This is a genomic window from Streptomyces sp. NPDC028368 (genome assembly GCF_055565615.1).
Genome location: NZ_JBVHTY010000012.1, coordinates 92,569 through 118,068 on the forward strand (window position 1 = coordinate 92,569; position 25,500 = coordinate 118,068).

The 25,500-nt window shown below is 69.9% G+C and carries 20 protein-coding genes and 1 tRNA gene; 12 read left to right on the top strand and 9 right to left on the bottom strand.

Going from position 1 to position 25,500, the window contains the following annotated elements:
- Window positions 1-50: 50 nt before the first annotated feature.
- The 4 genes from ACZ4S3_RS26270 (at window position 51) to ACZ4S3_RS26285 (ending at window position 3,518) form a co-directional block, all read left to right on the top strand.
- Entirely contained in the window at window positions 51-968 is a 918-nt protein-coding gene (locus ACZ4S3_RS26270; RefSeq protein WP_467938214.1) for an amidohydrolase family protein, read from the top strand.
- Window positions 965-1,537 (top strand): cysteine dioxygenase, encoded by a 573-nt coding sequence (locus ACZ4S3_RS26275; protein WP_467938215.1) that lies wholly within the window; start codon window positions 965-967, stop codon window positions 1,535-1,537. Before ACZ4S3_RS26270 ends, ACZ4S3_RS26275 begins: the two co-directional genes overlap by 4 nt.
- Before the next feature lie 120 nt (window positions 1,538-1,657).
- A complete protein-coding gene (locus ACZ4S3_RS26280; protein WP_467938216.1) occupies window positions 1,658-3,100 on the top strand; it encodes a purine-cytosine permease family protein in 1,443 nt (480 codons plus the stop codon).
- A gap of 10 nt (window positions 3,101-3,110) precedes the next feature.
- A complete protein-coding gene (locus ACZ4S3_RS26285; RefSeq protein WP_467938217.1) occupies window positions 3,111-3,518 on the top strand; it encodes a hypothetical protein in 408 nt (135 codons plus the stop codon).
- 308 nt (window positions 3,519-3,826) lie between these two features.
- On the opposite strand, the gene ACZ4S3_RS26290 is transcribed toward ACZ4S3_RS26285, so the two are convergent.
- Window positions 3,827-5,218, bottom strand: coding sequence for a cystathionine beta-synthase (locus ACZ4S3_RS26290; protein ID WP_467938219.1), 1,392 nt, complete (start codon window positions 5,216-5,218; stop codon window positions 3,827-3,829).
- 225 nt (window positions 5,219-5,443) lie between these two features.
- On the opposite strand from ACZ4S3_RS26290, the gene ACZ4S3_RS26295 reads away from it, so the two are divergent.
- From ACZ4S3_RS26295 to ACZ4S3_RS26305, 3 genes are all read left to right on the top strand, one after another.
- Complete coding sequence (locus tag ACZ4S3_RS26295) at window positions 5,444-6,460, top strand: SGNH/GDSL hydrolase family protein (RefSeq protein WP_467938220.1); 1,017 nt, start codon at window positions 5,444-5,446, stop codon at window positions 6,458-6,460.
- A gap of 259 nt (window positions 6,461-6,719) precedes the next feature.
- The gene (locus tag ACZ4S3_RS26300; protein WP_467938221.1) at window positions 6,720-7,940 is read left to right on the top strand and encodes an acetyl-CoA C-acetyltransferase; all 1,221 of its coding nucleotides are present in this window, start codon (window positions 6,720-6,722) and stop codon (window positions 7,938-7,940) included.
- A 434-nt stretch (window positions 7,941-8,374) separates the two neighbouring features.
- Window positions 8,375-9,331: a hypothetical protein gene (locus ACZ4S3_RS26305; RefSeq protein ID WP_467938223.1), complete on the top strand. Its 957-nt coding sequence runs from the start codon at window positions 8,375-8,377 to the stop codon at window positions 9,329-9,331.
- Between the two features lie 21 nt (window positions 9,332-9,352).
- Here ACZ4S3_RS26305 and ACZ4S3_RS26310 read toward each other — a convergent pair whose 3' ends face one another.
- Window positions 9,353-9,697: a hypothetical protein gene (locus ACZ4S3_RS26310; RefSeq protein WP_467938224.1), complete on the bottom strand. Its 345-nt coding sequence runs from the start codon at window positions 9,695-9,697 to the stop codon at window positions 9,353-9,355.
- 98 nt (window positions 9,698-9,795) lie between these two features.
- On the opposite strand from ACZ4S3_RS26310, the gene ACZ4S3_RS26315 reads away from it, so the two are divergent.
- A complete protein-coding gene (locus ACZ4S3_RS26315) occupies window positions 9,796-10,023 on the top strand; it encodes a DUF4287 domain-containing protein (protein ID WP_362709866.1) in 228 nt (75 codons plus the stop codon).
- A gap of 131 nt (window positions 10,024-10,154) precedes the next feature.
- Here the strand turns inward: ACZ4S3_RS26315 and ACZ4S3_RS26320 are convergent, their stop codons facing one another.
- Window positions 10,155-10,988, bottom strand: coding sequence for a Bax inhibitor-1/YccA family protein (locus ACZ4S3_RS26320; protein WP_467938225.1), 834 nt, complete (start codon window positions 10,986-10,988; stop codon window positions 10,155-10,157).
- A gap of 550 nt (window positions 10,989-11,538) precedes the next feature.
- Here ACZ4S3_RS26320 and ACZ4S3_RS26325 point away from each other — a divergent pair.
- Both ACZ4S3_RS26325 and ACZ4S3_RS26330 read left to right on the top strand, forming a co-directional pair.
- On the top strand, window positions 11,539-14,388 hold the full coding sequence (locus ACZ4S3_RS26325) for a bifunctional glycosyltransferase/CDP-glycerol:glycerophosphate glycerophosphotransferase (RefSeq protein WP_467938523.1): 2,850 nt from the start codon (window positions 11,539-11,541) through the stop codon (window positions 14,386-14,388).
- Between the two features lie 11 nt (window positions 14,389-14,399).
- The gene (locus ACZ4S3_RS26330) at window positions 14,400-15,569 is read left to right on the top strand and encodes a glycosyltransferase (RefSeq protein WP_467938227.1); all 1,170 of its coding nucleotides are present in this window, start codon (window positions 14,400-14,402) and stop codon (window positions 15,567-15,569) included.
- A 103-nt stretch (window positions 15,570-15,672) separates the two neighbouring features.
- Here ACZ4S3_RS26330 and ACZ4S3_RS26335 read toward each other — a convergent pair.
- Window positions 15,673-15,754: transfer RNA gene (locus tag ACZ4S3_RS26335), tRNA-Leu, on the bottom strand.
- A 466-nt stretch (window positions 15,755-16,220) separates the two neighbouring features.
- Here ACZ4S3_RS26335 and ACZ4S3_RS26340 point away from each other — a divergent pair.
- A complete protein-coding gene (locus ACZ4S3_RS26340; RefSeq protein ID WP_467938229.1) occupies window positions 16,221-17,003 on the top strand; it encodes an ABC transporter ATP-binding protein in 783 nt (260 codons plus the stop codon).
- 61 nt (window positions 17,004-17,064) lie between these two features.
- Entirely contained in the window at window positions 17,065-19,599 is a 2,535-nt protein-coding gene (locus tag ACZ4S3_RS26345; protein WP_467938230.1) for an ABC transporter permease, read from the top strand.
- A gap of 69 nt (window positions 19,600-19,668) precedes the next feature.
- Here ACZ4S3_RS26345 and ACZ4S3_RS26350 read toward each other — a convergent pair whose 3' ends face one another.
- From ACZ4S3_RS26350 to ACZ4S3_RS26370, 5 genes are all read right to left on the bottom strand, one after another.
- Window positions 19,669-20,988: a class I SAM-dependent methyltransferase gene (locus ACZ4S3_RS26350; RefSeq protein WP_467938232.1), complete on the bottom strand. Its 1,320-nt coding sequence runs from the start codon at window positions 20,986-20,988 to the stop codon at window positions 19,669-19,671.
- 199 nt (window positions 20,989-21,187) lie between these two features.
- Complete coding sequence (locus ACZ4S3_RS26355; RefSeq protein ID WP_467938234.1) at window positions 21,188-22,576, bottom strand: NAD(P)/FAD-dependent oxidoreductase; 1,389 nt, start codon at window positions 22,574-22,576, stop codon at window positions 21,188-21,190.
- A gap of 616 nt (window positions 22,577-23,192) precedes the next feature.
- Window positions 23,193-24,197, bottom strand: coding sequence for a Ppx/GppA phosphatase family protein (locus ACZ4S3_RS26360; protein WP_467938236.1), 1,005 nt, complete (start codon window positions 24,195-24,197; stop codon window positions 23,193-23,195).
- Window positions 24,194-24,754, bottom strand: a complete 561-nt coding sequence (locus tag ACZ4S3_RS26365) for a DUF501 domain-containing protein (RefSeq protein ID WP_467938238.1) — start codon at window positions 24,752-24,754, stop codon at window positions 24,194-24,196. Before ACZ4S3_RS26365 ends, ACZ4S3_RS26360 begins: the two co-directional genes overlap by 4 nt.
- A gap of 135 nt (window positions 24,755-24,889) precedes the next feature.
- Window positions 24,890-25,357 carry an FtsB family cell division protein gene (locus ACZ4S3_RS26370; protein WP_467938240.1) on the bottom strand — a complete coding sequence of 156 codons (468 nt, stop codon included), beginning with the start codon at window positions 25,355-25,357 and terminating at the stop codon, window positions 24,890-24,892.
- Window positions 25,358-25,500 lie beyond the last annotated feature (143 nt).

The window sequence follows — 25,500 nt, forward strand, 5'->3', positions numbered from 1 at the left end:
GTTGGCCAAGCGGTTGAGCGGAGATGACGGAGGGAGGGCGGCGGCCACCGATGCCCACCGATGTCCACCAGCACATCTGGCCGCGGGAATTCATCGCGCTGCTGCGTGCCCGTACGGCGCCGCCGCGGCTGGACGGCTGGACGCTGCACCTGCCCGGCGAGCCGCTGTACGCCGTCGACCCGGCCGACCACGACATCGCGGCCCGCGCCCGGCTCGCCCGCGCGGACGGCGTCGGCCTGGCGCTGGTATCGCTCTCCAGCCCGCTCGGTATCGAATACCTGCCGCCCGGGGAGGCCGAGCCGCTGCTCGACGCGTTCCATGACGGCGCCCTGGAGCTGCCCGGCCCGTTCGGCGTCTGGGCCTCCGCCTGCCTGTCCGCACCGGAGCCGGACCCCGGGGCGCTGCGCCGGGAGCTGGCGCGCGGGTGCGTGGGGCTGCAGCTGCCGGCCACCGCGCTGCTGGACGCGCAGGGGTGGGAGCGCTGCGCCCCCTTGCTGGACGCGGCCCGGGAGCGCGACAAGCCGGTGTTCATCCACCCCGGTGCGGCGCCGCCCGCCACCGATGGCGCGCCCTCCTGGTGGCCCGCGCTGGTGCCCTACATCCACCAGATGCACGCCTCCTGGTTCGCCTTCCGGGCCTTCGGCCGGGCCCGGCACCCGGGTCTGCGGGTGTGCTTCGCCGCGCTGGCCGGCCTGGCGCCGTTGCACGGTGAGCGGCTGGTGGCGCGCGGCGGCGGGCGGGACCGCGGGCGGGTGGACCACGAGGTGTTCTACGAGACGTCCTCGTACGGGACGCGTGCGGTGGACGCGCTCGTACGGGCCGTCGGGATCGATGTGATCGTCAGCGGCAGCGACCGCCCCTACGCCGAGCCCGTGATCCCCGACCTGGGCGCGGAGGCCGCCGTCCACGCCCTGCGTACCGCCAATCCGGCCCGCCTGCTGGGCCCGACGAAAGGAGCTCCCCGATGACCGAAGTCGCCCGGACCGGTGTCGAGTTGACCCCTGCCGCCGACATCGGCGCGCCCGATCCCGCCGAGCCGCTGTTCGGTGCGCTGCCCGAGCGCAACCTCGGCAAGCGCGAGCTGCAGGCCCTGGTCGATGACCTCGCCGGCCGCCCCGAACTGTGGCGCGAGCAGGTCGCCTTCTCCGACTCCGAGCGGCATTACGCGTCCCTGCACCGCGATGAGTTCGTCGATGTCTGGCTGCTGTGCTGGACGCGGCAGAACGACACCGGCTGGCACGATCACGACCTCTCCTCCGGGGCGGTACGCGTCGTGCAGGGCGTACTGACCGAGTCCAATCCGCGGATCGGCGGGGAGCATCTGGCCACGGCGGTCGGGGCGGGGGGCTCGTTCTGCTTCGGGCCGGATCACATTCACCGGCTCACCGGAGCGACGGATGACGCGGTGTCGGTGCATGCGTACTCGCCGCCGCTGTGGCGCCTGGGTCAGTACGACATCACGGCGGACGGGCTGATGCGGCGGGTATCGGTGTCGTACGCGGATGAGTTGCGCCCGATGGACGCACCTGCCGCATAAGTCCCGCCCGCTTACCGCGAATTAACCGCTGACTTCACCCCGCCTATTGACCTTCCATTCATTGGCGTCGATCCTGCATGAACCCATACAGGAGCCGGAGTCGACACTAGGCGGGCATGCATGGCAGGCGTGGTGGAACAGCGCTCGATCGACGTCGTCCCCGATGACGAACGGCACGGCAGCGCCGTCAGCCAGTTCACCCTCTGGCTGGGCGCCAACCTCCAGATCACCGCCGTCATCACCGGCGCGCTGGCCGTCGTCTTCGGGGCGAACGCCTTCTGGTCGCTGATCGGGCTGCTGCTCGGCAACCTCGTGGGCGGTGCGGTGATGGCGCTGCATTCGGCCCAGGGGCCGCGGCTGGGACTGCCGCAGATGATCACGTCGCGGGCGCAGTTCGGGGTCCGGGGCGCGGTGGTGCCGCTGGCGCTGGTCATCGTGATGTACGTCGGGTTCTTCGCGAGCGGGAGTGTGCTGGCGGGGCAGGCCGTCGGCGAGCTGACGCATCTGGGCCAGACGCCGGGCATCGTGCTCTTCGCGGGCGTGACCGCCGTCGCCGCGGCCGTCGGATACCGGTTGATCCACACTCTGGGACGGATCGCCGGGCTGGTGTGCGCGCTGGCCTTCCTCTATCTGGGCATACGGCTGCTCCAGCGGGCCGACCTCGGCGCGCTCCTGCACGACCACCGCTTCGGACTGCCGGTCTTTCTGCTCGCCGTCTCGCTCTCGGCCTCCTGGCAGCTGGCGTTCGGGCCGTATGTCGCGGACTACTCGCGCTATCTGCCGCGGCACACCTCGGCGCGCGCCACGTTCTGGTGGACGCTGTCGGGGTCCGTACTCGGGTCGCAGTGGTCGATGACGTTCGGCGCGCTGGCGGCGGCCGCGGCACCCGCCGCGTTCGTGGGGCACGAGGTCACCTACATCGTCGGCCTGGGCGGCGCGGGGCTGATCGCCTCGTTCCTCTACTTCGTCATCGCCCTCGGCAAGCTCACCATCAACATCCTCAACACCTACGGCGGCTTCATGTCGCTGGTCACCAGCGTCAGCGGATTCCGCGGGCAGCGCACGCTGTCACCGCGCGGCCGCGCCGCCTATATCGCCGGGATCATGGTGGCCGGCACCGCCGTCGCGCTCCTGGGCAAGGACTCCTTCCTCACCTCCTTCAAGGATTTCCTGCTCTTCCTGCTGACCTTCTTCACCCCGTGGTCGGCGATCAACCTGGTCGACTACTACCTGATCTCCAAGGAGCGCTACGACATCCCGGCGCTCAGCGATCCCGCCGGCCGCTACGGCGCCTGGAACGTCCGGGCGCTGACCGTCTACGCCCTCGGCGTGCTCGCCCAACTCCCGTTCCTGGCAACGGCCTTCTACACCGGCCCCCTGGTGACGCCCCTCGGCGGCGCCGACATCTCCTGGCTCATCGGACTCGCCGTACCCGCCGTCCTGTACTGGGCCGTCGCCCGCCGCGACACGGGCCGCCTCCCGGATACGCACACGCTCCCCGAGGAGCAGCCCCGGCCGGATCGGGGGGTTAGCCCTACCGCCCCGCCCGCCCCGCGTCCGTAATCTCACCCTCATGGCGACACACGACCCCGAACTGCACAAAGAGCTGGACGCGATCCTCCGCACGCGCGAGGAACTGGGGCCGGAGTACGAGCCGGAGCTGAGGGAGTCCCTCCTGGAGAAACTCGAGGGCGCCGTCGACCGGCGGGTGCGGCGGCAATCGGCCGAAGAGCGGATGCAGGTCGCGCGCGGGGTCCACCCGCCGCACCGCGGTCCGGGCGGCGGGGGCTGGGGCGGCCCCGACGGCTTCGTCGCGCGGTTCGGGTTCGCCACCGTCTCGCTGGTGCTGGCCGTGCCGCTGTCCGCGATCGCCGCGGGTACCGAGGGGATGCCGGGGCTGCTGGTGTCGTGGGCCGGGATCGTGGGGGTCAACGCCGCGCACCGCGCGGGCCCATGGGGCCGGCCGCGGAGCCGGGACTGAGCCCCGGCCGCGCCAGGAACGCGCGGGCAAAAGACTGTCGCGGGGACCGCCGCACCCCGGCCGAGCCGGGGGCGGGACGACGGCGGTCCCCGCAAGGGACGCGACCCGGGTCAGGGCCGGGCGTCACGTCCTGGCGATCGTGGAGGTCCGGGAGCCGCTCCGGAGGTCCGTATCGCCGTAGTCATCAATGTGCCTGACGAGTGTTAAGTCCGTGCTGCGAACGCATGACGCATACGTACACCTTGCGGTGCAGGCCCGTTTCCTGACGGCCACTTAACACCGGTACGGCAACCCGACGCTCGCCGCGCCTACTTGGCCACCACGCCGCGCGCCAGATAGGCCAGCAGGTCCTGCCGGCTCACCACACCCTTCGGCTTGCCCTCGACAAGGACGACCGCCGCGTCCGCGTTCTCCAGGACCGCCATCAGGTCGCCGACCGCCTCGCCCGAGCCGACCTGCGGCAGCGGCGGGCACATGTGCTTCTCCAGGGGGTCGGAGAGCGATGCCCGCTGGGTGAACAGGGCGTCCAGCAGCTCACGCTCCACCACGGAGCCGATGACCTCGGCGGCCATCACGTCCGGGTGCCCGGCGCCCGGCTTGACGATCGGCATCTGGGAGACGCCGTACTCCCGCAGCACGTCGATCGCCTCGCCGACGGTCTCCTCCGGGTGCATGTGGACGAGCGAGGGCAGCGCGCCCTCCTTGTACTCCAGCACCTCGCCGACCCGGGCCGCGGTGCCGCTCTCCTCCAGGAAGCCGTAGTCGGCCATCCACTCGTCGTTGAAGATCTTGGAGAGATAGCCGCGGCCGCTGTCCGGCAGGAGGACGACGACGACATCGTCCGGGCCGAGCCGGGAGGCGACCTCCAGTGCGGCCACCACGGCCATACCGCAGGAGCCGCCGACCAGCAGGCCCTCCTCCTTGGCGAGCCGCCGGGTCATCTGGAAGGCGTCCTTGTCGGAGACCGCCACGATCTCGTCCGCGACCGTGCGGTCGTACGCGGTCGGCCAGAAGTCCTCGCCGACGCCCTCGATCAGATACGGGCGCCCGGAGCCGCCGCTGTAGACCGAGCCCTCCGGGTCCGCGCCGATGACCTCGACCCGGCCCTCACTGGCGTCCTTGAGGAAGCGGCCGGTGCCGCTGATCGTGCCGCCGGTGCCGACACCCGTGACGAAGTGGGTGATCCGCCCGTCGGTCTGCGCCCACAGCTCCGGGCCGGTCGTCTCGTAGTGCGACCGCGGATTGTTGGGGTTGCTGTACTGGTCGGGCTTCCAGGCACCGGGCGTCTCGCGCACCAGCCGGTCGGAGACGTTGTAGTACGAGTCCGGGTGCTCGGGGTCCACCGCCGTCGGGCAGACCACCACCTCCGCGCCGTACGCCCGCAGCACATTGATCTTGTCCGTCGACACCTTGTCGGGGCAGACGAAGATGCACTTGTAGCCCTTTTGCTGGGCCACGATCGCCAGGCCCACACCGGTGTTCCCGGAGGTCGGCTCGACGATGGTGCCACCCGGCTGCAATGCGCCGGACTCCTCTGCGGCCTCAATCATCCGCACGGCGATCCGGTCCTTGACCGATCCGCCGGGGTTGAAGTATTCGACCTTGGCCAGGACGGTGGCCTGGATGCCTTTGGTCACGTTGTTGAGCCGCACAAGCGGGGTGTTGCCGACGAGCTCAATCATCGAATCGTAAAACTGCACGGTGGTCTCCGCGGTCGGGGGCACGCTCTCCTGCGCCCGTGCCGCCAGCCTATTCGCCAGGTCCAATCGAGGCCCGATCCGTTGCGTTCCGTTAGAGGACAGGTGCGTTGCGTTCCGCACGGGAACGGGCAACAACCTGATGTACGAAATTGTTGTAGCCCACACCAGCGCGTCCGGTCCCCGGGACCGCGGCGCGCCCGCACTGCACGGGGAGGTGCCCGGCCTATGCCGATGACGATGTCCAGGGCGCGAGTGGCGCGCCGGATCGCGACCGCCGCGGCGTTCGGCGGCGGCGGGATCGGCCTGCTCGGCGTCGCCGCCGTCGGCGTGCTGGTCACCGAGGTCCGGCTGGCCCGCCGTACGGTCGGCGGCTCCAGTGACACCCCGCCCTGCGCGGACGGCCGCTACGGCGCGGTGTTCAACCACTGCGACGACGGCCGGCCGCCGCTGCGGCTCGGCTTCCTCGGCGACTCCACCGCCGCGGGACAGGGCGTGCACCGCGCTCGCCAGACCCCGGGCGCACTGCTCGCCTCGGGGCTCGCCGCGCTCTCCGAACTGCCCGTCGACTTCCGCAATGTGGCGCTGCCCGGCGCCCAGTCCGACGACCTGGAGCGCCAGGTGGAGCTGATGCTGGCGGAGGGTGTCGAGCCCCCGGACGTCTGCGTCATCATGATCGGCGCCAACGATGTCACCCACCGGATGCCGCCGGCGGAATCCGTGCGGCATCTGTCCGAGGCGGTGCGCCGGCTGCGCGCGGCGGGCTGTGAAGTGGTGGTCGGCACATGCCCTGATCTGGGCACCATCGAGCCGGTCTACCAGCCGCTGCGCTGGGTGGCCCGGCGGCTCTCCCGGCAGCTCGCCGCCGCCCAGACCATCGGGGTGATCGAGAGCGGCGGCCGTACGGTCTCGCTCGGCGACCTCCTCGGCCCGGAGTTCGAGGCGCATCCGCGCGAGCTGTTCGGGCCGGACAACTACCACCCGTCGGCGGAGGGGTACGCAACGGCCGCGATGGCCCTACTGCCGACGCTGTGCGCCTCGCTGGGGCTGTGGCCGGAGGACGAGCGGCCGGAGCCGGCCCGCGGCGAAGGCATTCTGCCGGTCGAGCAGGCGGCCGCCGAGGCGGCGTCCGAGGGCGGCACGGAGGTCAGCGGCCGCCGCGCCCCGTGGGCGCTGCTCAAGCACCGCAGGCGGCGGCAGCTGCCGGCCCCGGAGCCGACGGAGGTGCCGCCGGTGGGCTGGTGACTGCGGGGTCCGGGGAGGGGCCGTACGGGAATACCCGGCGGCCCCTCCCCGTTCCCATAAGCGCCCGCTTAGAAAAGAGGTCCGCATCACAGCACGCACCCCGTGACCTCAGCACTACGTGCAGGTAACTTCCCACAGAGTCCATCCCGCCCGTCGCCCATCCTTCCCCAAGCTCTCAACCACGTTCGAGCAGGGGAGGCCCCAACCCCTCAACGAGGCGCTACGCGCCGCCTCTTGCCTGACTCTCTGGAGCCGTGTGATGCCCGAAGCCGTGATCGTCTCAGCCGCCCGCTCCCCGATCGGCCGCGCCTTCAAGGGCTCGCTCAAGGACCTGCGCCCCGACGACCTGACCGCGAAGATCATCGAGGCCGCCCTGACCAAGGTCCCCGAGCTGGACCCCACCGACATCGACGACCTGATGCTCGGCTGCGGCCTGCCCGGCGGCGAGCAGGGCCACAACCTCGGCCGCATCGTGGCGGTCCAGATGGGGATGGACCACCTCCCCGGCTGCACCATCACCCGTTACTGTTCCTCCTCGCTCCAGACGTCCCGGATGGCGCTGCACGCCATCAAGGCGGGCGAGGGCGACGTCTTCATCTCGGCGGGCGTCGAGACCGTCTCCCGGTCCGTCAAGGGCAGCTCCGACGGCCTGCCCGACACCCACAACCCGCTCTTCGCCGACGCCGAGGCCCGTACCGCCGCGCGCGCCACGGAGGCGGGCGCCGTCTGGCACGACCCGCGCGAGGACGGCCTGGTCCCGGACGCGTACATCGCGATGGGCCAGACCGCGGAGAACCTCGCCCGCCTCAAGGGCGTCACCCGCCAGGACATGGACGAGTTCGGCGTACGGTCCCAGAACCTCGCCGAGAAGGCGATCAACAACGGCTTCTGGGAGCGGGAGATCACCCCGGTCGAGCTGCCCGACGGCACGGTCGTCTCCAAGGACGACGGCCCGCGCGCCGGCGTCACCGTCGAGGGCGTCTCCAGCCTCAAGCCGGTCTTCCGCCCCGACGGCCTGGTGACGGCCGGCAACTGCTGCCCGCTGAACGACGGCGCCGCGGCACTGGTCATCATGTCCGACACCAAGGCGCGCGAGCTGGGCCTGACCCCGCTGGCCCGGATCGTGTCCACCGGCGTCTCCGGCCTGTCCCCCGAGATCATGGGATACGGCCCGGTGGAGGCCAGCAAGCAGGCCCTGCGCCGCGCCGGCCTCTCGATCTCCGACATCGACCTGGTCGAGATCAACGAGGCGTTCGCCGCCCAGGTGATCCCCTCCTACCGCGACCTGGGCATCGACCTGGACCGGCTGAACGTCAACGGCGGCGCGATCGCCGTGGGCCACCCCTTCGGCATGACCGGCGCCCGGATCACCACCACCCTGATCAACTCCCTCCAGTGGCACGACAAGCAGTTCGGCCTGGAGACGATGTGCGTGGGCGGCGGCCAGGGCATGGCGATGGTCATCGAGCGGCTGAGCTGAGCTGCAGCGGAGGGTAGGGGCGGGCAGTCACGAGCCCGCCTGAACGGTGCCCTCGGAGGGTGCGCGCGGAGATAGCGACCAACTCCCGCTCCGCGCGCACCCTTCGCTGTTGTCCGGGCACCTACGGCGACACCCTGTGGCCTGCGTCACCTGGTAACAAGATCGCGACCCAATAGCCGCCAGGATTGTGACCAACGCCCCCTCGCAACGGCGTTCTTGCAGGTCACCCTGGGGGCACCCGAACGCACGAGGCCCAAAGCCCCCTGCATTTCGGGACATAGCGCACTGGGAACGGTCGCCGTCCCCCTGCACCCTGATGTAGGAAGTCGGGGGACATTCTGCTATCGGGAGTACGGCATGAGCGAGCGCAGCGAGCGAACGATGCAGAGGTGCGCGCCTCGCGAATGCGGGGCCGAGCGAAGCGAGGTTTCGGCATGAGCATTATTACCCTCATCCTGCTGTCGGCCGCGGCCGTGGCCGTGGTGCTGGGCGCCGCCGCCCTGCACACCACCCGCGCCCTGCGCCGCCAGGTCACCGCGCTGCACGCCGAGCTCGTGGCCGCCCGTACGGCCTCCGGTGCGGCGGGCCCGGCCGCGGCCATCCCGGCCGCCCGCACCACACCGGCCGCCGAGACGCCGCTCGCGGACATACGTGCCGCGGTCGCCGACGCGCTGGCCGAGGAGCGGGAGCGTGAGCTGGCCGAGGCCCGCGCGTTCTGGGCCGCCCAAGAGGCCCGGGACGCCGCCGACGCCCCGTCGCTGCTGGGCGGGCTGGCCGGCCTCGGCGAGGAGGGCCCGGTCGACGCCCGCGCCGGGCAGCGCGAGCTGCCCGCCGATCGGATCGAGGACCGGATCGAAGCCGACCGGCTCGACGCCCGGCCGTTCCTGCCCCGGCAGGCGGACCTGGCCGGGCTGGAGCCGCTGCTCGGACCGGACGCGCTGGAGCCGTTCGACGCGCTGGAGTCCGTGGAGGCACTGGACGCGCCCGAGTTGGAGCATGTCGAGGAGGCCGAGTCCGCCGAGCTGGCCGCCGCCCGCCGGCGCCACCCCTCGCACCCGGACTTCTCGCCCTCCCCGGTGATCAGCGATCACGAGCGGACCGTCGCGCGTCTGGAGGAGCTGGCGCAGCAGGCCGTCCCGCTCGCCGACGTACGCCCCGGCCCGCTGGGCACCCTGGATGTCTATGTCTTCGGCGACGGCACCACGCTCTGTCTGACCCCCGGCGACCGGGACGCCGCCGAGCGCATCGCCGGTGCGCTGCGCGCGGGCCACACGCCGGTGCTGATGGGCGGCTCCGGTATATCCGGCGCGTACGCCCTGACCTTCTCCTGGGGCGAGCGCCACCAGGAGAGCGTCTACATCCTGGCCGACCGGGTCATCGCCTCTGTGTGACCCGGGGCCCGGCGGCCGCCGCTAACAGCGGCCCGCCGCCTCCTTGACCAGCCGCACGGCCTCCGCCAGCTCTTCGGCGGGGGCCGCTTTCGCGTCATGGGAGGGGCCCGCCGCCGCTTCCCGCAGCGCCTCGGCGAGATCGTGTCCGGCCACCGCCAGCTGGTCGCCGGTCGCGAACATCCCGGCGTCCGGCAGCGTCCGCGGCGCCCGCCCGGGGGCCTCGATCCGCTGCGCACGCAGCGTCAACTCCCGTGCCAGCGCGAGCCCTTCGGCCGCGGCGCCGCGGTCCAGGGTGCTCTGCGGCAGCGACCTGAGACGGTCGGCGAGGGCGTCCACGGCAGTCTGCAAAGGCATCACGTCAAGCACGTGGTGAGCCTATGCGCCACTCCCGGGTGGTTGCCAACACCCGAACGCTCAGGCACGGTGTGCTGAAGAACCAGCATCGACCGCGTCCGGAGGCGCCGATGTCTCAGCTCTTCTCCGAAGAGACCCACCGGAATCTGCTCTCCCGTATCCCGCACTGCACAGGCCGGGAGATCTCCGACTGGCTCCGCACCGTTGACGAAGGACCCTCTCTTTTCCGCTTCGACGAAAAAGTCAGCTGGCTCCGTGGTGAGCACAATCTCGCCTACGGGCACGCCAAAGCGATCGTCCACGAACACGACCTCAGGCGCGCCGCCCGCAAGCTGTGAAGCCGGTCCGTGATGACGGGCTCACCACTCATCCCCCTTGAGGCATCTCCCTTGAGGCGGGCAATGCCGAAGGGCCCGCAGGCGACTGCCTGCGGGCCCTTTCGCACGGCACAGCGTGTGCGCGTGCGACGTCAGTCGCCCCGGAGGATGGAGATCAGCCGCAGCATCTCCATGTAGATCCACACCAGGGTCAGCGTCAGGCCGAACGCGGCCAGCCAGGACTCCTCGCGGGGAGCGCCGTAGGCGATGCCGTCCTCGACCTGCTTGAAGTCCAGGGCGAGGAACAGCGCGCCGAGGACGATGCCCACGACGCCGAAGAGGATGCCGAGGCCGCCGCTGCGGAAGCCGAGGCCCTCGCCCCCGCCGAACACCATGAACATCAGGTTGACCAGCGACAGCAGGACGAAGCCCATGGCCGCGATCATGACGAAGCGGGTGAAGCGGGCGGTGACCCGTACGATCCGCGTCTTGTAGGCGACCAGCATGGCGACGAACACCGCCATCGTGCCCAGCACCGCCTGCATGGGGGCGCCGTGCATGTTCGGCAGGTCGTTGATGAAGCCGCTGAGCGCGCCGAGGAAGATGCCCTCGAGGGCCGCGTACGCCAGGATCAGCGCGGGGACCGGCTTGCGCATGAACGACTGGGCGAAGCCCAGCACCATCGCGACCAGGCCGGCGCCGATGGCGAAGCCGAGCTGCTGGGTCAGGAAGAGCCAGCCGACCGTGGCGCCGGCGACGACCGTGCCGAGCGTCATGCCGGTGCGCGTGACGACGTCGTCCATCGTCATCGGGCGGGTCTGGGGGACGTACTGCGGCGGCGCCTGGGTGGCGTCCTGCGCGTAGGGGTTGGCTCCGGCGTACGGGTTGGCGGCGGCGCCCCCGGCCTGCGGCGGTGCGTTGAAGCCCGCGTAGCCGGTGTCGCGGCTGAACCCCCGTCGCGAGAAGACCGGGTTGCTGCTCCTCATCTCACTCCTTCATGGCCGCCCTGCGCGGCCTTGACGGCAAGCGTAATGGTCTGGCAAAAGCGCGTCGCTAGTTCTCGAGCAGGATCTTTCCCCGAGCCCGGTACGACGCGCCCTCTACAGGGAGGACGTACGGGAGCGCGCGGAGGTGCCCGGATCCGGGGAGCGGCTGCCGGCCGTGCGGCTCGGTGCCGCCGTTCAGGTACCGGTCAGGTTGGCCGTGCAAGTGTGCCGGGTAGGTATACCGAACGGGTCATGACGGGCCACATATGCCGGGGATAATTTCCCTCCGCTCCTTCCCCGGAATCCGATAAATGTCTGATCGGAACGGCTGATGTGACGCCTCGATGAGACGAGCGTTACGCCTTGAGAGGCAACCGATTCGCAGACGCGACCGTCTTCCCTGGTAGCCGGAATCTGCCCCGGGGGCGGACACGTCGCGCGCCATGGCGATCACTGTCCGTATCGAACCGGGTGCGGATGGTCTGCGGATCAAGGGTGCAGATAGGTCTATTCTGGCGGAAAACAGTAGCGAAAGAGGGTTGAGGTGCCTGTGCCTGACGTCTCAGTAGTCGTCATTGTCTACAACGACGCCGACCGGTTGCCGACCGCTGTCCAGTCCGTACTGGATCAAACGCTCCGGGACGTCGAGGTGGTGATCGTCGACGATTGCAGCACCGACCGTTCTTTCGATGTGGCGCAACGCCTCGCGGCTACCCACCCCGAGCGGGTAAGAGCCTTCCAATTGCCCGAGAACAGCGGCGCGGGCGGCGAACCGCGTAACGTCGGAATCCAGCACACCACCGGCAAGTACGTCATGTTCCTGGACAGTGACGACGTACTGGAGACGAATGCCTGCCGGAACATGCTGGAGGCCGCCGAGGAAACCGGCTCGGATATTGTTTCCGGGCTGTGTGTACGGCTGCACAAGGACACCCGTAACCAGAAGCGCGACGAGTGGTACGCCTGGCTGTATTCCACCACGCGCACACTGGAGTCGGTCACGGAGCTGCCCGACCTTTTCGTGTGGGACACGCTGTCCACCAACAAGTGCTATCGCCGTGACTTCCTCGTCGAGAACGATCTCCGGTTCCCCAAGGGGATGTTCTACGAGGACCTGATGTTCATCGCGGAGGCCTATCTCAGGGCCAAACGCATCACGCTGATCCCCAATCAGGTCTACTTCTGGCATGTCTTTGCACAGGCCGCCGTGAAGTCGGTGACGAACCGCCGGCACGAGATGACCAACTACGCACACCGGCTGGAGATCCACCGGCGAATCGACGCGTTGCTGGCCGAGCGCGGGCTGACCGAGATGCGTGTCGCCAAGGACGTCAAATTCCTCAAGCACGATCTCGTACTGCATCTGCGGGATCTGCCGTTCCGGGACGAGTCCTACCGCCGCGAATTCGCCGAGCTCTCCCAGGAATATCTCGCGGGCATCGCCCCCGAGGCGTATGAGCGGGTGCAGCCGATACAGGCCATCTGTGCCTATCTGCTCCAGCAGGGCGACTGGGACAATCTCATCCCGGCGGTCGACACCCTCATCAACCGCGACAAGCTCTCCTCGCCGCTCGCCGAGCACGACGGCCGGATCTACTGGTGCGACGGGCATTTCGACGACGCATTCGGCCGCGGTGTGCTGGATGTGACCGATGCCGGTTACCACGAGAAGCCGGTCAACAAGCTGTTCCTGCGCAATCAGCTCACCCGGTTCCACGAGACCGGCCGGACCGTGGCGCTGCAGGGCCGGATCACCAATCCGCTCGGGGTCATCCCTTCGGGCGCGCAGCTGTCGGCTGAGCTGGAGTTCAGCGCCCGGCGGCGCAGCCTGCAGTCCTTCCGCTTCCCGGTGCGGGTGGTACGCCATGAGGGCGACGCCATCCACTGGGAGGCCACCGCGGACCTCACCGCGAAGCTGCGCCCGCTGGGCATCGTCGACACCATCTGGGACGTACGGCTGGGGCTGAACGTCGACGGGGTGCGCACCACGACCCGGCTCACCGTGGCCGAAACCGAGCTGTCCGGGGACCCGCTGCCGGTACGCCCGCGGCTGACGCGGATGGTCGCCGATCACATCGAGCCGCATGTCTCGGCCCGCGGGCATCTCGCCTTCCGGCTGGTCAGCGAGAACCGCAACGCCGAGCGGGTCCAGGAACTGATCGCGCGCGGGGTCCAGGGAAAGCCGGGAACGCTGGCCAAGAACGGCTATCGCAAGGCGAAGGCGCTGCGCAAGAAGGTCATCTCCGGGGACAGCAAACTCCGCGTCTATCACGAGGTGTTCAGCCGGCTGCCGATCAAGAAGCGCACCGTCGTCTTCGAAAGTCATCTGGGCAAGCAGTACAGCGACAGCCCGCGGGCGATCTACGAGGAAATGCGCCGGCAGGGCCTGGACTTCGAGGCGATCTGGTCCTACGCCGGGTCGCCGAAGGAATTCCCGCAGGATGCCACGCTCGTACGGCGCTGGTCGCTGCCGTATCTCAAGGCGCTGGCGCAGGCGGAGTTCTGGGTGGACAACCAGAGTTATCCGCTCAAGCTGACCAAGCGCCCGGAGACCACATACCTGCAGACCTGGCACGGCTCGGCGCTGAAGAACATGGGCTTCGACCAGCCGGCGCTGAAGGCGCAGACGCGGCACCAGCAGGCCGAGCAGCAGCGTTCGCTGGACCGCTTCGACCGTTTCCTGTGCCGGTCCGAGCACGATGTGCGCACGCTGGCCAAGGCGTTCCGGCTCAAGGAGAAGACCCTGCTGCGGGTGGGCTATCCGCGCAATGACGCCCTGGTCAGGTCGCGGCAGCGGGAGGCGGAGCTGGGACACCGCGAACGCGGGGAACTGGCCGCGGAGTTGGGCATTCCCGACGACAAGACCGTGCTGCTGTACGCGCCGACGTTCCGCAAGGCGGGGGGCCGGCACGGCCGCTTCACCCTCCCCTTCGACGTGGAGCGATTCGCGGAGCAGTTCGGCGACCGCTATGTCCTCCTGGTGCGCTCGCACTACCTCAATCACGTGGTGCTGCCGCCGACCGTGGAGGGCAAGGTCATCGACGTCTCCGCGCGCCACGACGTGACGCCGATCCTGGCACTGGCCGACGGGCTGATCACCGACTACTCCTCGGTGATGTTCGACTATGCGCTGCTCGACCGGCCGCTGGTGTTCTTCACCTACGACTATGACGAGTATGTGCACGAGGGCCGTGGCACCTACTTCGATCTGCTGGCGCATGCGCCGGGTCCGGTGGTCCGCAGCGAGGACGAGTTCTACGAGACCATCAAATCGTTCGATACGCAGGCACTGGAATTCGCGACGGCCCGAAGGGAATTCGTCGCCGCATTCGGCGAATACGACCAGGGCGATGCCGCACGGAGCATCGTCGATCAGTTCTTCGCGCAGTGGAGGCGTTGATGGAGGCGCTGATGAACAAGCCGGACGCAGCCGGGCCGCGGGACATCTTCTTCGTCTCCAACAGCGTCAATGAAATGGGCGGCATTACGAGTTGGTCGCACCAGATGGCGCGTCTGTTCAGCGAACGGGGCCACCGGGCGCACATCATCGGGGTGGTGCCGCCGCCCGAGGGCCGGGTGCACGAGCTGGCCGCCGACCTGCCGTTCGAGACCACCACGCTCTACGACGAGCATCCGCCGAGCGTGCGCCCCGTACGCGGCCTCAAGGGCAAGCTCAACCTCGCCGAGCAGCGCCGCCGGGCCGCCAAGGAGGCCGGGATGCAGGAGCAGGCGGCCAAGATGAGCGCGCTGTTCCGGGCGGCGAAGCCGGGCGGGGTGGTGATCGTCACCCAGGTGTGGGCGATGGAGTGGGTGGCGCTGGCCGATACCCACGGGCTGACGGTGATCGGAATGAGCCATGAGTCGTTCGCGACCTGCCGTAAGTCGTCCCGTTTCGGGCGGGTGAAGCGGTTCTACAAGGGCGTCGACCGGATGCTGACCCTCACCCGGGAGGACGCCGACCGCTGGATCCGCCAGCGGATGGACAACGTCGGCTTCATGCCGAACCCGCTGCCGTTCTTCCCCGAGGTCCCCTCCGACCGGTCGGCCAAGTGCGTGGTCAGCATCGGCCGGCTGCACGAGGAGAAGGGCGTCGACCTGCTCCTGGAGGCCTGGGCGCGCATCGCGCCGCAGCACCCGGACTGGACGCTGCGGATCTTCGGCTCGGGCGAGGAGGAGGACGCGCTGCGCAAGCTGTCCGCGGAGCTGGGGGTGGCCGCCTCGGTCGCCTGGATGGGGCGGACCCGCGATGTGCCCGGGGCGCTGCGGGAGAGCGCGGTGTTCGCGCTGAGCTCGCGCGGCGAGGGGTTCCCGCTGGCCCCCATGGAGGCGATGGCCACCGCCGTGCCGTGTGTGGCGTTCGATGTCGCGCCGGGTGTTCACGAAATCATCACGGACGGCGAGGACGGGTTGCTCGCACCCCCGGGCAATATCACCGAATTCGCCCGCCATCTCGACACCCTCATCTCCGACAAGGAGCTTCGCGACGCGATGGGCGAGGCCGCCCGGGAGAACATCCAGCGGTACTCGGCCGAGGAGATTGTCGGCCGCTGGGAGAGTCTGTTCGCGCTCATGGAGCGATGAGCGCACGGCGCGGATAGCGAGGAGGGCCGCCGGCTTTCACCGGCGGCCCTCCTCGTTGAAAATTCAGTTAATGGCCCCTCTGGGTCCGGTCGTCCGACGGCAGTGCCCGGAGCCGGACTTGAACCGGCACGGCCCGTAGGCCAGCGAGGTTTAAGCTCGCCGTGTCTGCATTCCACCATCCGGGCCTGGGGTCCCCCATGCCGCCTCAAAGAGGGCAGCACGAGCGTAGCCCGCAGCGCACCACGCAGTTCGGCCGCTCACCCCGAGGTTGTCTTATTTTATTGGCAACTGAGGGTGCATCAGCGACCGGTACAAGCCTTCGGCACATGCCTGAAGCCCACATTTGCCGATGCACCGGCGCAACGGAATTCGCGCCCGAATTGACGGAAACTCGACGTCTGCCCGGTGCCCCCCGTCACCCCGGCGCCACCGGCCACCACTCGGCCTTGACGCGGCGGCGGCATCAGGGTCCGTCTCCTCCCCAGGGATGACCGAAGGGGTGGACGGCTACGCCCCAGGGCTCGCTCAGGACGGTCACAGGGGTTGACGTCCGCACCCCTTTTTCTGGCCCACGATGGAAAGGTCCGCGCCACATGGCCGCCCGGCCGGCGCGGATCAGATGGTCCCTCGTCCCGACAGGAGCTCCTCCCCGTGACCACCACCCACTCCGGCGTCTCCACCGCCACCCGCACCACCGCGGTGGCCGCCCGCGCCACGGACCTCACCAAGGTCTACGGACAGGGCGAGACTCAGGTGGTCGCCCTGGACGCCGTCTCCGTCGACTTCCGGCAGTCCCAGTTCACCGCGATCATGGGCCCCTCCGGGTCCGGCAAGTCGACCCTGATGCACTGCATGGCCGGCCTGGACGCGATCTCCGGCGGCTCCGCCCGGATCGGCGACGTGGAGCTGACCGGTCTGAAGGACAAGAAGCTCACCCAGCTGCGGCGCGACAAGATCGGCTTCATATTCCAGGCGTTCAACCTGCTGCCCACGCTGACCGCCCTGGAGAACATCACCCTGCCGATGGACATCGCGGGCCGTAAGCCGGACCGCGCCTGGGTGGACCGTGTGGTGGAGACCGTCGGCCTGGCCGACCGCCTCAAGCACCGCCCCGGCCAGCTCTCCGGCGGCCAGCAGCAGCGCGTCGCGGTGGCCCGTGCACTCGCCTCCCGGCCCGAGATCATCTTCGCCGACGAGCCCACCGGCAACCTCGACTCCCGTTCCGGCGCCGAGGTCCTGGGCTTCCTGCGCAACTCCGTACGCGAGCTGGGCCAGACCGTGGTGATGGTGACCCACGACCCGGTCGCCGCCTCCTACGCGGACCGCGTGATCTTCCTCGCCGACGGCCGGATCGTCGACGACATGCCCGACCCGACCGCCGACATGGTGCTGGAGAGGATGAAGGGTTTCGACGCCAAGGGCCGTACGAGCTGACGCCCGGCAGCCGCCACCCTCCCTCCGGATCTCTCGGACCTCTTCTCCAGGACTGACCCACATGTTCCGTACTGCCTTGCGCAATGTGCTCGCGCACAAGGCCCGGCTGCTGATGACCGTCCTCGCCGTGATGCTCGGCGTGGCCTTCGTCTCCGGCACCCTGGTCTTCACCTCGACCATCTCCGACGCCTTCCAGAAAAGCTCCCAGAAGGGCTTCGACAACGTCGACGTCGCCATCCAGCCGCGGTCCTCGGACAGCCACCGCGGTGCGCCCGGCGCGGACCCGAAGCTCGACCAGAAGCTGCTCGACAAGACGGCCAAGGTGCCCGGCGCCGCCTCCGCCACCGGCACGGTCTCCGGCTTCACCGCCATCGCCGACAAGAAGGGCGAGCTGATCGGCGACGGCTTCTCGACCCGTGGCGGCAACTACTTCCCCGGCAAGGACGGCAAGGACGCCCGCTACCCGCTGCGCGACGGCGCCGCCCCCAAGGGCCCGCACGAGTTCGCGCTGGACGCCCACACCGCCGGCAAGGCCGGCTACAAGGTGGGCGACACGGTCCGGATCTCCGTCGACGGACCGGTCCGCGAGCAGAAGCTGACCGGCATCTACACCACCGACGACGGCACCGTCTCGGCCGGCGGCAGCCTCGCGCTGTTCGACACCGCGACCGCGCAGAAGCTGTTCGCCACGCCCGGTGAATTCAGCGAGATCGACGTCAAGGCGGCCCCCGGCACGTCCCAGGCGGCTCTGAAGACCGCCATCGACAAGGTCCTGCCCAAGGACCGCGCCGAGGCCACCACCGGCAAGAAGCTCGCCGACGACCAGGCCGAGACGATCGCCCAGGGCATGGACGGCATGAAGACCGGCCTGCTGGCCTTCGCCGGTATCGCGCTCTTCGTCGGCATCTTCATCATCGCCAACACCTTCACCATGCTGGTCGCCCAGCGCACCAAGGAGCTGGCGCTGCTGCGCGCGGTCGGCGCCAGCCGCCGCCAGGTGACCCGGTCGGTGCTGATCGAGGCCTTCCTGGTGGGCGCGGTCGCCGCCGTCACGGGTCTGGCGGCCGGTATCGGTATCGGCGCCGCGCTGCGCGCCCTGATGAGCAGCACCGGCGCCACGGTCCCCGACGGCCCGCTGGTGATCTCGCCCGCCACGGTCCTGGCCTCCCTCCTCGTCGGCATCGTCGTCACCGTCCTGGCCGCCTGGCTGCCGGGCCGCCGCGCCGCGAAGATCCCGCCGGTCGCCGCCATGAACAGCGTGCACGCCACCGCCACCACCAAGTCGCTGGTGGTCCGCAACACCATCGGCGCGCTCTTCGCGGGCGCCGGCGCGGCCGCCGTCATGGTGGCCACCGGCATGGACGACGGCAAGGCGATGATGGGCGGCGGCGCGGTGCTGCTGCTGATCGGCGTGTTCATCCTGACGCCGCTGCTGTCCCGCCCGCTGATCGCGCTGGCCACGCCCGTTCTGCGGCTGTTCGGCATCTCCGGCAAGCTCGCCCGGCAGAACGCCCTCCGCAATCCGCGCCGTACGGCCGCCACCGCCTCCGCTCTGATGGTCGGGCTCACCCTCATCACCGGCCTGACGGTGATCGCGGGCAGCGTGCAAAAGGGCATCGACAAGATGGCCACCGACTCGCTGGCGGCGGACTACGTCGTCTCCATGGCCGGCGGCACGCCGCTCTCCCCCGATGTCGCCAAGAAGCTCGGCGCCCTCGACGAGGTCACCGCTTCCAGCCCGCTGCGCACCTCCCCGTCCCGGATCGGCGCCGGCATCGAGCCCCTGACCGGCGTCAACGGCAAGGACTTCGGCAAGCTCACCCGGCTCGACTTCACCAAGGGGTCGCTGGGCGACCTGCACGGCGGCCGGGCCGTGGTGGACGCCGCCACCGCCAAGGAGAAGGGCTGGCGGGTCGGCTCGCACGTCCCGGTGACGTACGAGGACGGCAAGAAGGGCGCGCTGACCGTGTCCGGCGTCTACCAGGGCAACCAGATGATCAAGGGCATCATCCTGGACAACGCCACCCTCGCCCCGCACCAGCAGCACCCCACCGATATGCAGGTGATGGTCAAGACGAAGGACGGCGCCACCGACGCGACCAAGGACGCGCTGGTCAAGGCCCTCGGCAAGAACCCGGCGATCTCCGTCTCGGACAAGAAGGACGTCTCCGACGGCATCGCCCAGATCTTCAGCCTGATGCTGAACATGCTCTACGGCCTGCTGGCCATGGCCGTGATCGTCGCGGTGCTCGGCGTGATCAACACCCTGGCGATGTCGGTGTTCGAACGCTCGCAGGAGATCGGCATGCTGCGCGCGATCGGCCTGGACCGCCGCGGCATCAAGCGCATGGTGCGCCTGGAGTCGCTGGTGATCTCGCTCTTCGGCGGGGTGCTCGGCATCGGCCTGGGCGTGTTCTTCGGCTGGGCGGCCGGTGAGCTGATCGGCGGCTCGCTCCCGACGTACGAACTGGTCCTGCCCTGGGGCCGGATGGGCATCTTCCTCGCCCTGGCCGCCGTCGTCGGCGTCCTGGCCGCGCTGTGGCCGGCCCGGCGGGCGGCGAAGCTGAACATGCTGGGCGCGATCAAGGCGGAGTAGCCCCCCGTACGGCCCGAGGGCCCCGGGACCACCATCGGTCCCGGGGCCCTCGGCCGTACGCGGCCGCCCTCAGCCCTGCCAGGCCCGCGCCCGCAGCGGCATCCCAGACGCCCCGGACTCCGGCGTCCGCACGGCCAGCACCTGGTTGACCCCTATGCGGTTGCGCTCGAACGACAACGCGCAGGCCGCCATGTACAGCCGCCACACCCGCGCCCGCCCCGGCGACGTGAGCCGCACCGCCTCGCCCCAGTGCCGCTCCAGATTGGCGACCCACTCCCGCAGCGTCAGCGCGTAGTGCTCCCGGATCGCCTCCACATCGCGCACCTCGAAGCCCGCGTCCTCCAGCGCACCGGTGGTCCGGCCCACCGGCGCCAGCTCGCCGTCCGGGAACACATACCGGTCGATGAACTCATCGACGCGATACGCCTCCTCATCGGTCAGCGGCCGCCGCGCGATCTGATGGTTCAGCAGCCGTCCACCGGGCCGCAGCAGGGCGTACAGGGCGCTCGCGTACTCCGCGTACCGCTCCTGGCCGACATGCTCGGCCATCCCGATCGAGGAGATCGCATCGAACGGCTCGTCCTTGATCTCGCGGTAGTCCTGCACCCGGATCTCCACCCGGTCGGCGAGCCCCGCGTCGGCGATCCGCTTACGGGCGTAGGCGGCCTGCTCCTCGGAGAGCGTGATGCCGACCGCCCGTACGCCGTACTCGCGGGCGGCGTGCAGCACCATCGAGCCCCAGCCGCAGCCCACGTCCAGCAGCCGCCGGCCCTCCTGGAGCCCGAGCTTGCGGCAGATCAGGTCGAGCTTGTCGCGCTGGGCGTCCTCCAGCGTGGCGGCGGTGCCTTCGGCGGACTCCCAGTAGGCGCAGGAGTAGACCATCGAGGGGCCCAGCACCAGCGCGTAGAAGTCGTTGCCGACGTCGTAGTGGTGACTGATGGCCGCCCGGTCTCTGAGCAGCGTGTGCAGCGGGCCGCGCCGGCGTCTGGCCTCTTCGGCGGGCGGCGCGGGCGGCAGGGGGGCGCCGGCCAGAGACAGCAGTTCCTTGGCGGCGGCGCGGATCTCCGGGCGGGCCAGGGCGCGCAGCGCGGCGGCCCGTTGCGGCTTGGCAGCGGGCTCGGGCCGCTCCCAGATCATCCCGGCGAGCCGGTCCAGCGCCTGATAGAGGTCGCCCTCGATATCGATGTCGCCGGCCACCCAGGCGCGGGCCAGGCCCAGCTCGCCCGGCTTGAACAGCATGCGGCGCAGCGCCCGGCGGTTGCGGATGACGAGTGTCGGTGCCCCCGGCGGGCCGGACTCGCTGAGGTCCCAGGCGCGGATACGGACCGGGAGCGGCGCTCCCAGCACCTCCTCGGCGAGCTTGGTGAGCCGTCCCGCGGCGTCGGCCATGTCGCACACCTCCGTGTTGACGAGTCGGGCAAAGAAGATTCACCCACCACGTAAACGCCAAGTGGGCGCCCAGTTAGTCCCGTTCGCACGTAAGAGAACCGCAAACCGCCCGCTTTTCGCCAGTGCGGACACGCCAAAGGGCGCCCGCCCCACGGATGGCGGACGCCCTTCGGGCTGGTCGGAGTACCCGACCGGGGATTCAGGAAGCCTTGGCCTTCGGCTTGTCGCCGGAGCCGGCCGCGGCCGGAGCGGGGGCCGGCTTGGCCGCCTCGTAGAACTCCTCGCGGGGGTTCTCCATGGCGCCGAGCGAGACGACCTCGCGCTTGAGGAACATGGCCAGCGTCCAGTCGGCGAAGACCCGGATCTTGCGGTTGTACGTCGGCATCGCCATGCCGTGGTACGCGCGGTGCATGTACCAGGCGAGACGGCCCTTGAGCTTGATCTTCATCTTGCCCATGACGATCATCGCGACGCCCTTGTGCAGGCCCAGACCGGCGACCGCACCCTTGTTGGCGTGGCTGTACTCCTTCTGCGGGAAGCCCCGCATACCGGAGATCACGTTGTCGCCGAGGACCTTGGACTGCCGCAGCGCGTGCTGGGCGTTCGGCGGGCACCAGGCGTTCTCGTTGCCGGCCCGGCGGCCGACCATGTCCGGAACCTGGGCGTTGTCGCCCGCGGCCCAGATGTAGTCGGTGCCCTGCACCTGGAGGGTGGCACCGGTGTCCACGTGGCCGCGGGGGCCCAGCGGCAGACCGAAGCGGGACAGCGCCGGGTTCGGCTTGACGCCGGCGGTCCACACGATGGTGTTGGAGTCGACCTCGAGGCCGTTGTTCAGCGCGACGTGGCCGTCGACGCAGGAGTCCATACCGGTCTTGAGGTAGACCTCGACGCCGCGGCTCTCCAGGTGCTCCTTGCCGTAGGCACCGAGCTTGGGACCCACCTCGGGGAGGATCTTGTCGGCGACGTCGACCAGCAGGAAGCGCATGTCCTCGCGCTTGACGTTCTTGTAGTACTTGGCGGCGTCGCGGGCCATGTCCTCGACCTCACCGATGGTCTCCGCACCCGCGAAGCCACCGCCGACGAAGACGAAGGTCAGCGCCTTGCGGCGGACATCCTCGTCGGTCGTGGAGTCGGCCTTGTCCAGCTGCTCCAGGACGTGGTTGCGCAGGCCGATGGCCTCTTCCACGCCCTTCATGCCGATGCCGTTCTCGGCCAGGCCCGGAATCGGGAAGGTACGGGAGACCGCACCCATCGCGATGACCAGGTAGTCGAAGGGCAGCTCGTACGCCTCGCCGACCAGCGGGGCGATCGTGGCGACCTTGCGGTCCTGATCGATGGTGGTGACCCGACCGGTGAGGACCTCCGCCTTGGGGAGCACGCGTCGCAGCGGGACGACGACATGCCGAGGGGAGATGCTGCCGGCGGCGGCTTCGGGGAGGAAGGGCTGATAGGTCATGTACGACCGCGGGTCGACGACCGTGACGGTCGCCTCGCCGTAGCGCATCTTCTTGAGAATGCGCCGAGCTGCGTACAGGCCTACGTACCCACCGCCTACTACGAGGATCCTGGGACGCTCCGTGGTGCTCATGCAATCGAGTATCCACCCCCACATGGGGGGTCGCTCGTGAGCCCCTTCACAAGCACCCCGGGGGCATCTGCTACACTCCGCCAGCTTCGTGACCGACGCCATAGCGTGGAGGGGGAACCACGGTATATGGCGAGGCGTTGAGACCCCTGCTGATCAGGGATTGCGGGCCTACGGGCGGCCGAACCACACCCCACGGAAGCGCGCCCGCAACACGCGTGAAACCGCGCATCCCCTGGGTCGATGAGTCCTAGGACCTTCGAATGAGCGCCCCTCGGCGGGAATCTTCAGTCGTGAGGCGGTTTTTTCATGTGAAGGATTTCACGAACTTTTTTTCCGGACGCCCGCGACACCCCCTCCCGAGCCCCCCGAAAGCCGCTCAGAAAGCATTCCTCCCGCTCAAAAGCCACGACGCCAAAGGGCGTTGCCGGCGTTTTCGCATGGCTTGGCGTGCCAGGGCTGAACTCATCGATCGTCGGAGGCCGTTGGGCGGAAGCGGTCCTCGCGTTTCGGTTCAGCACAGCGGCACAGCGGCACAGCGGCAGCTCCGAGCCATCGACCGGCCTGCCGCCATGCGCGCGACGTCTACCGCAACATCTGAGAGCGGGCCGCCGGAGGCTTACTCGTCATCCAGCGCGGCGTGCCAGGCGATGCCGTCCAGGATGTCGTGCTCGCTGACCACGACCTCCTCGGCGCCCATGCGTTCCATGATCGACAGGAGGACGAGCGCGCCGGCGGCGATCACATCCACCCGGCCGGGGTGCATGACGGGGTTGGCCGCGCGTTCGGCGTGGGTGGAGGTGAGGAGGCTGCCGGTGATGTCGCGGACCTGGGCGAGGGAGATCCGGGAGTGGTGGATGGCCTCGGAGTCGTAGTGGTCCAGGCCCAGGGCGATGGCGGCGACGGTGGTGACGGAGCCGGCCAGGCCGACGAGGGTGGCGGCCTGGGTGAGGGGGACGGTTTCCTCGGCGTGGTCCAGGGCCTTGGCGATGTCGGCCTTTATGGCGGCGATCCGGTCGGGGGTCGGCGGGTCGCTGATCTTGCCCTCATGGACGAGGTGGCGCTCGGTCATACGGACGCAGCCGACATCGACGGAGCGCGCGGCCCGCACGGAGCCGTCGCCGAGGACGAATTCGGTCGAGCCGCCGCCGATGTCCACGACCAGGTAGGGCGGCGCTACGCCCACCCGTCGCCCGCCACCGCCCTTCGCGGGAAGGCGCTCCGCGCCTGCAGCCTCGTTGCCGGCCAGTTCCTTCGTGGCGCCGTTGAAGGAGAACTCGGCCTCCTGGTCGCCGGTGATCACCTCGGGCTCGACGCCCAGGATGTCGACGACACCGCGGACGAACTCCTCGCGGTTCTCGGCGTCGCGCGAGGCCGAGGTGGCCACGAAGCGGATCTTTTCGGCACCCAGTTCCTTGATCAGCGCGGCGTACTCGCGGCAGGCGGCGAAGGTGCGCTCCAGCGCCTCGGGGGCCAGGCGGCCGGTCCGGTCGACGCCCTGGCCCAGCCGGACGATCTGCATCCGGCGGTCCAGGTCCTTCAGTTCACCGGTCGCCGGGTCCAGGTCCGCGACCAGCAGCCGGATGGAGTTCGTACCGCAGTCGATGGCGGCGACCCGCTTCACTTGGCGTCTCCTTCAGGGGTGTCCTGAGCTTCGGAGGTGTCCTGGCAGGGGCTCACGCACGGGCCCTTCTTCCACCATTCCGGGAGCATGGCGATGGCCTCGTCACCCAGCGGGTTGACGCCGGGGCCGGCCGCGAGCGAGTGGCCCACGAGCACGTGCAGGCACTTGACCCGGTCGGGCATGCCGCCCGCGCTCGGGAAGCCCTTGAGCACGTCGATGGCGTCCCGGCGCCGGATGTAGTCCTCGTGGGCCGCGCGGTAGGCGGCGGCCAGCTCCGGGTCGGTCTTCAGCCGCTCGGACATCTCCTTCATCACGCCGTTGGCCTCCAGCGTGCCGATCGCGGAGGCCGCACGCGGGCAGGTGAGGTAGTAGAGCGTGGGGAAGGGCGTGCCGTCCTCCAGGCGGGGCGCCGTCTCGACGACGTCCGGCTGCCCGCAGGGGCAGCGGTGCGCGATGGTGCGCAGGCCGCGCGGCGGGCGGCCCAGCTGCTCCTTGAAGGCGGCGATGTCCGCGGCGGTGGGCTCGGTGGGCTCGGTCTGGGGCGGGGCGGTGTCCATGTGCGCTTTCGATGGGAGAAGGGAGTGGGGAGAGAGGGGCCGGGAGGTGAGGCGGGCGGGTGGCGGGGACGAGCCCCCGTTGTCGACAGTACGGCTACGGCGATGGCCGGGGCCACGGCTCCGTGACCGTACCGGCTACCGTCTGTCCGCGGAGTCGACCGAGGCCCACAGGTTCTCGTACCAGGGGCGCCGGGCGGCCTGGGGCGCCCGCTTGGCCGTGCCGGTGCCGGAACCGTCCTGCACGATATAGCCGGTCTCGCCCGGCATGACGAAGTGCAGATGGCGCCGGGCCTGCTGCTCGACGTACGCGGGGTCCTGCCAGCGGGCCTTCTGGTCGCGCAGGTTGTCCAGCGTCCGGGCGGCGTTGTCGGCCTTGCGGCGCTGGTCGGCGATGTCCGAGCGCTGGGAGACGTACTGCCTTATGGGATAGGCGAGCGCGACGACCAGCGAGCACATCACCAGGGCCAGCAGCGCGGCGCGGCCGGTGAGGCGGTTACGGCGGGCCGGGCGGGCGCGGTAGACCCGGGCGGCCGCCCGGGACTCGACAAGCGCAGTGCCGAGCGCCTTGAGCCGGGTCGCGGTCGAGAACCGGTCCGCGGGCACGTCGCCTCCCCTTCCGTTCCGACGCCTTCCGGTGCCGGCGTCCGCCGTCCCGGCGTGTGCCGGCCCGACCTCTGCCGTCCTGGCGTCCTAACCACGTACGTCCCCGGCAACGGTACGGGACCGTTGCCGGGGACGCAGGAAGC